Source organism: Pseudomonas sp. HC1(2025), from assembly GCF_058742075.1.
Genome location: NZ_CP196017.1, coordinates 2,020,746 through 2,032,506, shown reverse-complemented (window position 1 = coordinate 2,032,506; position 11,761 = coordinate 2,020,746). Strand labels below are relative to the sequence as shown.

Sequence of the window (11,761 nt, the reverse complement as noted above, 5' to 3'; positions counted from 1 at the left end):
CCGTAATTTTATTCGCCCAGCGCCACCAGGAGCCTGAAATGAGCCCACGCCCTCCCCTTCACCGCCTTTTCCCGCCCCTGGCGCTGTTGATCCTGCTCAGCGGCTGCAACAGCCAGGCCGACCCCAGCGCCAACGCCGCCCCTGCGCGCCCGGTGCTGGCGGCCAAAGTCGAAGCCGCCGCCAGCCAGCAGAATGCCTATACCGGGGTGGTCGCGGCGCGTACCGAAAGTGACCTGGGTTTTCGGGTCAGCGGCAAGGTGATCGAACGCAAGGTCGATCCCGGCCAGCATGTGTCCCGGGGCGACACCCTGCTGGTCCTGGATATCGGCGACTTCGAGCTGGCACTGCGCTCGGCAAAAAACCGCGTCAACGCCGCCCAGGCGCAACTGCGCCAGCGCCGCGATGACGCCAACCGCTATCAACGCCTGGCCAGTACCGGCGCGGTATCACGGCAGATCTTCGACCAGGCCGCGACTAACCTGCAGGTCGCTCAAGCGCAGCTCGCCGCCGCCCAGTCGGATGCCAGCCAGATCGAAAACCGTCGCACCTACTCGGTGCTGCGGGCCGATGGCGATGGGGTGATCACCGATGTGCGGGTGGAACGCGGACAGGTGGTGGCCGAAGGGCAGATCGTCGCGCGCCTGGCCCACGACGGCGCACGGGAAGCGATCATCCACCTGCCGGAAAACCTGCGCGACCGCGCCTCGCAAAAAGCCCTGGCCCTGCCGTTCGGCGCGCCGGACCAGGCTGTCAACGCCACCCTGCGCGAACTGTCGGCCAGCGCCGATCCCGTCACCCGCACTTACCGCGCGCGCTATGTGCTGCACGGCAGGGTTGAGCGTTTCGCCCTCGGTTCCACCATCACCCTGCGCCTGCAAGGCAACGGCCAGCCGCCACACACCCGCGTGCCGATCGGCGCCCTGCACGATGCGGGTAACGGAACCGGCGTGTGGCTGATTGGCGCGGATGACAAAGTCAGCTTCGCCCCGGTCACGGTGGCCAGCCTGGGCCAGGAAGACGCCCTGCTTTGCGGCGGGGTCAGCCCCGACCAACTGATCGTCGCCCTCGGTGCGCACCTGCTGCACCCAGGGGACAGCGTACGCCTGTTGCCCGCCCAGGCACTGACCCTCAATCGCCGCCAGGAACCTTGAGCATGCATGGCCTCAACCTTTCCGCCCTGGCGGTCAAATACCGCGCCGTCACGTTGTTCCTGATCCTGGCGATCCTCGCCGCGGGGATATTTTCCTTCGCCAAGCTGGGGCGCGCCGAAGACCCGCTGTTCACCGTCAAGGTCATGACCATCACCGCTGCCTGGCCCGGCGCCACGGCCCAGGAGATGCAGGAACAAGTGGCCGACCGCCTGGAAAAGCGCCTGCAGGAGCTGGACTACTACGATCGTGTGGAAACCATCGCCCAACCGGGGTTTGTGTCGATGCGCATGACCTTCCTCGAGTCCACGCGCCCCAATGAAATCCAGGACCTATTCTACCAGACCCGCAAAAAACTCAGCGACGAGGCTGCCAAACTGCCCAAGGGCGTGATCGGGCCGTTCTTCAACGATGAATATTCCGATGTGTACTTCGCCCTGTACGCCCTGGAAGCCGAACACCTGCCCCATCGCCAGCAGGTGCAGATGGCCGAAACGATGCGCCAGGACTTCCTCAGGCTGCCAGGGGTGAAGAAGGTCAATATTCTCGGCGAACAGGCGCAGCGGGTGTTTGTCGAGTTTTCCTATGAGCGCCTGGCGACCCTGGGGATCAAGCCCGAGCAGATCTTCACCGCCCTCGCCGCGCAAAACGCCGTGGCGCCGTCGGGGTTTGTCGAAACCGCCGGCCCCCGCGCCTATATCCGTATCGACGGCGCCTTCGACAGCCTGGCGCTGATCGAGAACGTGCCGCTGCCGGTGGACGGCAAAGTGTTGCGCATCGCCGATGTCGCCACCGTCAGCCGTGGCTACGAAGACCCGCCCAGCTACCGTATCCGGCACCAGGGCGACCCGGCCTTGATGCTGGGCATCATCATGGAGAAACACTGGAACGGCCTGGACCTGGACAAGAGCCTCAAGGCCCAGGAGGGCAAAATCCAGGCGGACCTGCCCTTGGGTGTCAACTTCGCAAAAGTCTCCGACCAGGCGAAAAACATCAGCCTGGCGGTCGATGAGTTCATGCTCAAATTCTTCGTCGCCCTGGCCGTGGTGATGGTCATCAGCCTGCTGGCCCTGGGCTTTCGTGTCGGTTTGGTGGTGGCGGCAGCCGTGCCGCTGACCCTGTCCATGGTGTTTGTGATCATGCTGCTGACCGGCCGCGAATTTGACCGCATCACCCTCGGTGCGCTGATCATTTCCCTGGGCCTGCTGGTGGACGACGCGATCATTGCCATTGAGATGATGGTGGTCAAACTCGAAGAAGGTTTCGACCGCATCCATGCTGCCACCTTCGCCTGGAGCTCCACCGCCGCACCGATGCTGACCGGTACCCTGGTGACGATCATCGGCTTTCTGCCGGTGGGTTTTGCCCGTTCGGGCGCGGGCGAGTATGCCGGCAATATCTTCTGGATCGTCGGTTTTGCCCTGATCGCCTCCTGGTTGGTGGCGGTGGTGTTTACCCCGTACCTGGGGGTCAAGCTGCTGCCCAATATCAAGCCGGTGCCCGGCGGCCACGACGCGATTTACGCCGGCCCCTGGTACCAGAAACTGCGCCACCTGGTGCAAACCTGCGTGCGCCGGCGCTGGCTGGTGACCGGGCTGGTGGTGTCGGCCTTTGTACTGTGCGGCTTGGGCCTGGGCGTGGTGAAGAAGCAGTTCTTCCCCAACTCCGACCGCTCCGAGCTGATTCTGGAGGTGTACATGCCGCCGGGCAGTGCCTTCAAAAGCACCGAGGCGGTGGCGGCGCAGTTGGAAAAGGCGCTGCTGCAAGAGCCGCAGACCCGCATGGTCGATACCTATGTGGGCGGCGGTGCACCACGGTTTTTCCTGTCGCTGAACCCCGAGTTACCCGACCCGGCGTTCGCCAAGCTGATCGTACAAACCCCCGACGCCCATGCCCGGGACGCCTTGAAACTGCGTATGCGCGAGCGTATCGCCAGCGGCGAATTCCCCGCCGCGCGGGTGCGGGTCACGCAATTGCTGTTCGGCCCGCCGGTGCCCTTCCCGGTGGTGTTTCGCGTGTCTGGCCCCGACGTGAACGTGTTGCGCAGCCTGTCCGAGGAAGTACGCCAGGTGGTTGCCGCCAACCGCCTGACCAAGGACGCGTTCCTCGACTGGGGCGAGCGCAGCAGCGGTTATCGCCTGGTGCTGGACCAGGATCGCCTGCGCCTGCTGGGTTTCACCCCCAACGAAGTGAAATCCCAGCTCAACGCCCTGCTCAGCGGCAACCCCATCACTGAAGTGCGCGAAGGCAACCGCACCGTGTCGGTGGTGGCCCGCGCCCAGGGCAGCCAGCGTGAAGACCTCGGCAACCTCGACAACATGACCCTGACCAACAGCGCCGGGGTATCGGTGCCCCTGGCCCAGGTCGGGCATTTCCAGGCGGTGATGGAAGAGCCGATCCTCAAGCGTCGCAACCGCGCGAGCACCGTCGAAGTGCGCGCCGACATCATCGACGGCGTGCAACCGCCCGACGTGGAGATGGCGGTCTACAAAGACCTGCAACCCCTGATCGCGCGGCTACCGGCCGGCTATCGCCTGGACATCGGCGGCCCGGTGGAAGAAAGCGCCAAGGCCAACGTGGCCCTGGCGGCACTGTTCCCGATCATGATCCTGCTGACCCTCACGGTGATCATGTTCCAGGTGCGCTCGTTCGGCGTGATGTTGATGGTCTTCGCCACCGCCCCGCTGGGCTTGATCGGCGCGGTGCCGACCTTGCTGCTGTTCAACCAGCCGTTTGGCTTCAATGCGATCCTGGGCCTGATCGGGATTGGCGGGATCCTGATGCGCAACACCCTGATCTTCACCGACCAGATCCGCCAGAACCAGGAACAGGGCATGGCAAGTGGCGAAGCGATCGTCGAAGCCACCGTACGCCGCGCGCGGCCGGTGATCTTGACCGCGCTGGCGGCAGCGTTGGCGTTTATTCCGCTGACCTTGTCGGTGTTCTGGTCGTCCCTGGCGTATGTGCTGATTGGCGGGGTGTTGGTGGGGACGTTATTGACGCTGCTGTTCTTGCCGGCGCTGTGCAGTTTAGTGTTGGGGCGCACGAAAATCCTGCACACATCATAAAAACCCCTGGGTGCGGGCGGGCCGCCGCTGGCGCGCTGAGCGCGGATTCAGTTCCGGCAGTTCAAACCGACCGCACCCACCCGCCCTGCACCGAACGCACCCGATTGCGCCCGCTACTCTTGGCCTCATACAACGCCTGGTCGGCATCATTCAACCAACTGGTCGCATCACCGTGGGACGCTTGATACGGCGCCAGGCCAATGCTCAGGCTGGCGCGCAAGGTCGGATCCTGGGCGTAGCCCAGGGAGCTGAAGCGGTCGCGTAGTGCGTCCATCACTTCGGTGGCGTGGCCCAGGGGCATGTCCGGCAGGATCACGCAGAATTCGTCGCCGCCGTAGCGCCCGGCCAGATCGGTGGCGCGCAGGTTCTGGCGCAGGATCTTGCTCAGTTGGCGCAGCACGATGTCGCCGGTGACGTGACCGTAGGTGTCGTTGATGATCTTGAAATGGTCGATATCGATCAGGGCAATCGCAGCGCCCTGCTGGCCGCCCCGGCAGCGTTCGAACTCGATTTCCAGGTGGTCTTTCCAGGCGCCATGGTTGAGCAGGCCGGACAGGCTGTCGGTGCGGCTCAGGGCCAGTAGTTCACGCTTGTGCCGGGCCAGCGTGATGGCCTGGCGATAACAGATCCAGCCCAGGGCCAGCGGATAGAGCATCAGGATCGGCAAGCAGGCGTAAAGCTGGGCGGGCGTGGTCAGGGCGATGTAAGCCGGGGCGAACAGCAGCAGCGCCACCCCGATGCCCAGTGCCTGGGCCACCCAGCCCATCAACATGAACCGCAGCCCACCGATGGCGACGTTGTTCATGGTCATCATCGACAGCGTGGTGACGCTGGGCAGCGGGTTGAAGTGCATGGCACCGACCCAGAAGCCGCCACAAAACGAGTCCACCAATAGATGACGGCGTTCGGCGCGCAGGGAGTTTTCGGCGCGGCGTGCCAGTTGGTAGGCCAGGTGCGGCCAGGCGAAGGCGTTGAGCAGCATCCAGGCCCAGACCCAGCCTGGCGGATCCAGCGGGTACATGCCGGCCAATACACAGACGAAACCGAGCGTGAGCCCCAGGGTCCGCGATTTGTACAGGCGTCTGGCGAGCGGAAGTCCTTTTCCTCCTGCGGCTGGCATGATCTGGCTGATCCTGGATGAATGCTGGAAGTCTATCAGGGGACCGGCAAATAGCCACTACCGCTCAGAGGGTTATCCCAGGCGCCCATCACCTTGCCAAACCCTTGACGCCAGGCGCCTAGCTGGAGAATCCACGGGCCAGTAACATCGCCACGGCCAGCAGCAACACCGCCGTGACCTTCTGCAACAGCACCCGCTTGCGCGGCGACTCGAGCACATGCTTGATGCGCTGGCCGAAGTAGCAATACAGGCAGCCGCTGGCGAACTGCAGGACCAGGAAGGTCAGGCCGAGGATCGCGATGTCGCCGGCGGCGCTGTCCTGCCCCACGGCTGCAAACTGCGGGAACACTGCGCTGAACAGAATGATCGCCTTGGGGTTGGACAGGCCGGTCAGCAAGCCCTTGCCGAACAGGCCACGGGGCGTCTCTGGCCCTTGCCCGCTGGTGTTGATCTGCACGCCGCTGCTGGTCCACTGTTTGTAGGCCAGGTACAGAATGTAAGCCACGCCCACCAGTTGGATGCCCTGGGTAATCAGCGGGTAGCCCTTGATCAGCTCGGAAAAGCCCACGGCAAAGATCAGGATCGAAATCAGGTACGACACACTGGCCCCGAACTGTGCCGGCAAGGAGTGGCGCAGGCCGTCCTTGAGCCCCAGGCTCAGCAGCAGCAGGGTCATGGGGCCGGGGCTGAAGGCCAGGGTGCTGCACAACACCAGGAAATACAGGAACGAAGACAGCGTAAGGGCAGTGACCATGGTGGGTAATTTCACGGCGGCAAGGAATGTTGCGCAGTCTAGGGCGCAGATCCGGCGCCGGGCAGGTAAACTCGGCGGTTATTCATGCAGGCTTTACCGGTAAAGTGACCGGCAAACTTCAGGACATCGCGATGGCCCTTCCGCAGATCCACTTTCATGAGCGCGCCCCCAAGGTCCAGCAGATCGTCGAGGCGTTCGCCCGTGCCATCGAACAAGGCGAATTGGCCGCTGGCAGCAAACTGCCGTCGGTGCGTGAGCTGGGGCAACAGTTGGGTGTCGGAAAATTCACCGTCAATGAGGCCCTGGACCGCCTGCGCGGCCAACACCTGCTGACCTCGCGCCAGGGCCGCGGGCACTTTGTGGCCCAGCGCCAGACGCAGCCATCGTCCAGCAACTGGGTGGACCTGCTGCCCCAGGATTTGCTCAGTGTGCTGCGCCGGCCGATGCTGACCGGCCAGGGCGAACTGCGCCCCGGTGGCGGCCACCTGCCCGAAGACTGGCTCGATTCCGAGACCATGCGCCAGGCCCTGCGCAGTGTGGTACGGGCCCCGTCCCTGCGGGTTGCCGGCATGGGCACGCCGGCGGGTTTCCTGCCGCTGCGCCAGGCCCTGCAACAAAAACTCCTGGGCGATGGGCTGGCGGTGCCGGTGGAACAGATCATCACCACCCCCAGTACCCTGCAAGGCCTGGACATGTTGATGCGCCTGCTGGCCCGCCCCGGTGACACGGTGCTGCTGGATGCGCCGTGCTATTTCAACTTCCACGCCAACCTGGCGTTGCATGGGGTCAAGGTGGTGACACTGCCGCGCGGCCCGGATGGTTTCGACCTGGCGGCCCTGGAGCAGTTGCTCAGCGAGGAACGGCCCAGCCTGTATGTGACCACCAGCATCCTGCACAACCCCACCGGCCATTCCTTCAGCGCGGCCCAGGCCTTTGGGCTGCTGCAACTGATGCGCCAGTATCACTGCCATATCATCGAGGACGACCTCTACGGCGACCTGCACCCCAACCCGCCGCCCCGCCTGGCGGCACTCGCCGGGCTGGAGCAGGTGACCTATCTGTCGGGCTTCTCGAAAACCCTCAGCGCCAATACCCGGGTCAGCTATGTGGTGGCGGCGCCGCAACTGGCGGCCAACCTGACCAATATGAAGTTGATGAGCGGCGGCGTGACCTCGGAGTTGTTCGAGCAACTGGTCTACCGCCTGCTCAGCGAAGGCAGCTATGCGCGGCACCGCAAGCGCATGGTCCAGCGCCTGCTGGAAGCCGGTGCGCGGGTGGAACAGTGGTTGCGCCGCTGTGGCTGTGAGCTGCCCATGGGGTATGAAGCGGGGATGTTTATCTGGGCGCGCCTGCCGGCCGGGGTCGAGGGTGAACAACTGGCCGAGGCCGGGCTCAAGCGCGGCATGGTGTTGGCGCCGGGGGCACTGTTTGGGTATGAGCCGGGGCTGCATGATTTTATGCGCTTCAATGTGGCGCATTGTGATGATCCACGGGTGTGCAAAGCCATCGAGCAATTGTTGCGCTGATCCAGTGTGGGAGCGGGCTTGCCGTAATGCCGATCAGTCAAGCGAACGCAATGCTCAACGCAGTGAAGATCAAATGTGGGAGCGGGCTTGCTCGCGAAGACGTCGGCCCAGCAAACATTGATGTTGACTGACCCACCGCTTTCGCGAGCATGCCCGCTCCCACAAGGGATCTGCGTCGGGGCAAAAGCTTGGGCCACACCACAAATCAAAGGTAGGAGCTGGCTTGCCTGCGATGACGGTATACCAGCCGCCAAAAACAGTGGCTGAACCACTGCTTTCGCGAGCAAGCCCGCTCCCACAGGGGATGTGCGTCGGGGCAAAAGCTTGGGCCACACCACAAATCAAAGGTAGGAGCTGGCTTGCCTGCGATGGCGGTATACCAGCCGCCACAAATAGTGGCCGAACCGCCGCTTTCGCGAGCAAGCCCGCTCCCACAGGGGATGTGCGTCGGGGCAGTAGTTTGGGCCACACCACAAATCAAAGGTAGGAGCTGGCTTGCCTGCGATGACGGTATACCAGCCGCCACAAATAGTGGCTGAACCACCGCTTTCGCGAGCAAGCCCGCTCCCACAGGGGATGTGCGTCGGGGCAGAAGCTTGGGCCACACCACAAATCAAAGGTAGGAGCTGGCTTGCCTGCGATGGCGGTATACCAGCCGCCACAAATAGTGGCCGAACCGCCGCTTTCGCGAGCAAGCCCGCTCCCACAGGGGATGTGCGTCGGGGCAAAAGCTTGGGCCACACCACAAATCAAAGGTAGGAGCTGGCTTGCCTGCGATGGCGGTATACCAGCCGCCAAAAATAATGGCTGAACCGCCGCTATCGCGGGCAAGCCCGCTCCTACAGGGGATGTGCGTCGGGGCAGTAGTTTGGGCCACACCACAAATCAAAGGTAGGAGCTGGCTTGCCTGCGATGGCGGTATACCGGCCGCCACAAATAGTGGCCGAACCACCGCTTTCGCGAGCAAGCCCGCTCCCACAGGGGATGTGCGTCGGGGCAGTAGTTTGGGCCACACCACAAATCAAAGGTAGGAGCTGGCTTGCCTGCGATGACGGTATACCAGCCGCCACAAATAGTGGCCGAACCGCCGCTATCGCGGGCAAGCCCGCTCCCACAGGGGATCTGCGCTTGACTGACTGGTATTAGGGATTGCCGGCGCCCAGAGTCGTGACAATTGAGTGCACACAAAAACGCAACACTGCACCGCTTCGAATGTGATGGTCGCTGCTGCCCAGGGTTTATATAGTCGGGTCCAACAGCCACCCGCCATGAGCCCCAGGGCCCATCACCAGGAAGCGCTCAATGACCGATCTTCACGACCTCACGGCCACGCAATTGCTGGCGCAGTTCGCCAGCCGCCAGCTCTCCCCCATCGACTACTACGACCACCTGCTGGGCCATATCGACCGCTGGGAGCCGCAGATCCGCGCGCTGTACGCCTTCGATCCACAGCAGTTACGCCGGCAAGCCCAGGCCGCCACCGAGCGCTGGAACAAAGGCCAGCCCAACGGCGTGCTCGATGGTGTGCCCGTGACCATCAAGGAACTGATAGCCACCGAAGGCACGCCGATTCCCCTCGGCAGCGCCGCCACCCGCCTGACCCCGGCCCTCAGGGACGCCCCGCCCGCCGCGCGGATGCGCGAAGCCGGGGCGATTGTGCTGGCCAAGACCACTGTCCCGGATTTCGGCATGCTCTCCTCCGGCTTGTCGAGCTTCCATGGCATCACCCGCAACCCGTGGAACACCGCCAACAACACCGGCGGTTCCAGCTCGGGGGCTGGCGCGGCGGCCGCCGCCGGTTACGGGCCGTTGCATATCGGCACCGATATCGGCGGCTCGGTGCGCCTGCCCGCCGCCTGGTGTGGCCTGGTGGGGTTCAAGCCGACCCTGGGGCGCATCCCGATCGACCCGTACTACACCGGCCGCACCGCCGGGCCCATGACCCGCACGGTGGACGACTGCGTCTTGATGATGCAGCACCTGGCCCGCCCCGATACCCGCGACGCCACCAGCCTGCCGCCGCTCACCAGCGAGTGGAGCAACCAGCCGCTGTCGGTCAGGGGCCTGCGGGTCGGGCTGATGCTCGAGCCAGGTGCCGGCCTGCAACCGGAAGGTTTCGTGTGTGAGGCGGTGGAGCACGCCGCACGCCTGTTCGAAGCCCATGGCGCCAGGGTCACGCTGATCCCGCCGATCATGGACCGCGCCCAGCTCGACGGCCTCGACCAGTTCTGGCGCGCCCGGCAATGGGGCGACTTGTCGGCCTTGAGCAGCGAGCAGTTCGATAAAGTCTTGCCGTACATCCGCGACTGGGCCGCCCCTGGTGCCGACATCAGCGGCGTACAGGCGGTGCAGGGGTTCAACCAGACCTTCGAGATGCGCCGCCGCGCCGCCCAGGCCTTCAGCGACCTGGACCTGATCCTGTCGCCCACCAACCAGGTCAACGCGTTCCCCGCCCAATGGCCATCGCCGAGCAATGACCCGCAATTGCCGTTCGAACACATCGTGTTCACCGTGCCCTGGAACATGGGCGAGCAACCGGCGCTGTCGATCAACTGTGGTTTCGCCGCCGATGGCATGCCCATCGGCCTGCAGATGATCGCCCCCCGCTTTGCCGATATCTGGCTGCTGCAAATCGCAAAAACCTATGAGAGCTGGCGTGGCGCAATCCACCAATGGCCGAACCCGAGCTGACCTTGACGCTGTAACTGAACTGCCCACCCACACGCCCGCTCCCCGGCCACAAGGCCGGGGCCTGGGCGACCTATAACTAAAACCGAGGGGCTGGTATGCACACTGAACAATTGACTCGCGAGGGTCCCGAGCACACACCCGAAACGCCATCGCCGGACGCCGGCCGCAAGAGCATCTTCGCCGTGGTGCTGGGCAATGCCGTGGAGTTTTTCGACTTTGGGGTCTACGCGACCTTCGCGGTGATGATCGGCCACACGTTTTTCCCGTCCGACAGCGCTTTCGTCAGCTTGATGCTCTCGGTCACCGCCTTTGGCATCGGCTTTATCGTGCGGCCCCTGGGCGCGGTGCTGATTGGCGCCTACGCCGACCGCGTCGGACGCAAGCCGGCGATGTTGCTGACCCTGGTGATGATGGCGGTGGGCACCGGCAGTATTGCGATATTGCCCGGCTACGAGACCATCGGGATTGCCGCGCCGATCCTGCTGGTGGTCACCCGCATGATCCAGGGCCTGGCCTGGGGCGGTGAAGCCGGGCCCGCCACCACCTATATCCTGGAAGCCGCGCCAGCGCACAAACGCGGCACCTATGCCTGTTGGCAAGTGGTGGCCCAGGGTGTCGCCGCCATGGCCGCAGGGCTGGTGGGTTATACCCTGACCAAAGTGATGTCCCCCGAAGACCTCAACAGCTGGGGCTGGCGCGTGCCGTTCGTGTTTGGCCTGCTGGTGTTGCCGATTGGGATCTATATCCGCCGTAACCTGGCCGAGACCTTCCACGGCCAGGGCGAAACCACCAGCACCGGCGATCTGGTGCGCGAAGTCTGCGGCAAGCATCGGCGCGCGCTGGTCCTGGGTTTGCTGATCCTCTCGGGCAGCACCATCACCCAGTACTTCCTCAACTACATGACCACCTTTGCCCTGACAGAGCTGAAGTTGCCCACCAGTATTTCCATGCTCTCGACCCTGGTGGCCGGCGCGGCCATGGCAGTGTGCGCGGTGGCCGGCGGCATGTTGTGCGACCGTTTCGGGCGCCGGGTGATCCTGATGACGCCCCGGGTGGTGCTGTTGCTGATCCTGTTCCCGGCCTTGCAATTGATGACCGAACACCCCAGCCCGTCGACCTTCCTCCTGACCCTGGCAGTGCTCTCGGGCCTGCATGGCATGAGCGGCGCGGCGTTGATCGTGCTGTTGGTGGAGAGCTTCCCCAAATCCGTGCGCTCCACCGGTTTCTCCATCGTCTACGCGTTTGGTGTGGCGGCGTTTGGCGGCACTGCGCAGATCATCATCACCTGGTTGATCGGCACCACGGGCGACCCGATGTCACCGGTGTGGTACCTGCTGATCGCCAACCTGGTGTGCCTCACCGCTGCCTGGTTCGCCAAGGAAACCCGGCCCGTGCTGCCCGGCACCCCGGCCCGCGAAACCCGGCTCACAGAAGCCCCGGTTCGCTGAACAGCG

The 11,761-nt window shown here is 64.3% G+C and carries 7 protein-coding genes; 5 read left to right on the top strand and 2 right to left on the bottom strand.

Annotated features, from left to right (window positions below; translation table 11 throughout):
• Window positions 1–38 precede the first annotated feature (38 nt).
• A complete protein-coding gene (locus tag ACSSVH_RS09105; protein WP_170043531.1) occupies window positions 39–1,151 on the top strand; it encodes an efflux RND transporter periplasmic adaptor subunit in 1,113 nt (370 codons plus the stop codon).
• A gap of 2 nt (window positions 1,152–1,153) precedes the next feature.
• A complete protein-coding gene (locus ACSSVH_RS09100) occupies window positions 1,154–4,216 on the top strand; it encodes an efflux RND transporter permease subunit (protein WP_492634387.1) in 3,063 nt (1,020 codons plus the stop codon).
• Between the two features lie 61 nt (window positions 4,217–4,277).
• Here the strand turns inward: ACSSVH_RS09100 and ACSSVH_RS09095 are convergent, their stop codons facing one another.
• Both ACSSVH_RS09095 and ACSSVH_RS09090 read right to left on the bottom strand, forming a co-directional pair.
• Window positions 4,278–5,336: a diguanylate cyclase gene (locus ACSSVH_RS09095; protein WP_169957172.1), complete on the bottom strand. Its 1,059-nt coding sequence runs from the start codon at window positions 5,334–5,336 to the stop codon at window positions 4,278–4,280.
• 118 nt (window positions 5,337–5,454) lie between these two features.
• The gene (locus ACSSVH_RS09090) at window positions 5,455–6,090 is read right to left on the bottom strand and encodes a LysE family translocator (protein ID WP_169957171.1); all 636 of its coding nucleotides are present in this window, start codon (window positions 6,088–6,090) and stop codon (window positions 5,455–5,457) included.
• A 131-nt stretch (window positions 6,091–6,221) separates the two neighbouring features.
• Here ACSSVH_RS09090 and ACSSVH_RS09085 point away from each other — a divergent pair, with 131 nt between their 5' ends.
• The 3 genes from ACSSVH_RS09085 (at window position 6,222) to ACSSVH_RS09075 (ending at window position 11,755) form a co-directional block, all read left to right on the top strand.
• Window positions 6,222–7,616 carry an aminotransferase-like domain-containing protein gene (locus ACSSVH_RS09085; RefSeq protein ID WP_492634386.1) on the top strand — a complete coding sequence of 465 codons (1,395 nt, stop codon included), beginning with the start codon at window positions 6,222–6,224 and terminating at the stop codon, window positions 7,614–7,616.
• Between the two features lie 1,302 nt (window positions 7,617–8,918).
• Window positions 8,919–10,307, top strand: coding sequence for an amidase (locus ACSSVH_RS09080; RefSeq protein ID WP_492634385.1), 1,389 nt, complete (start codon window positions 8,919–8,921; stop codon window positions 10,305–10,307).
• Window positions 10,308–10,402: 95 nt separating this feature from the next.
• Complete coding sequence (locus ACSSVH_RS09075) at window positions 10,403–11,755, top strand: citrate-proton symporter (protein ID WP_262380942.1); 1,353 nt, start codon at window positions 10,403–10,405, stop codon at window positions 11,753–11,755.
• Window positions 11,756–11,761 lie beyond the last annotated feature (6 nt).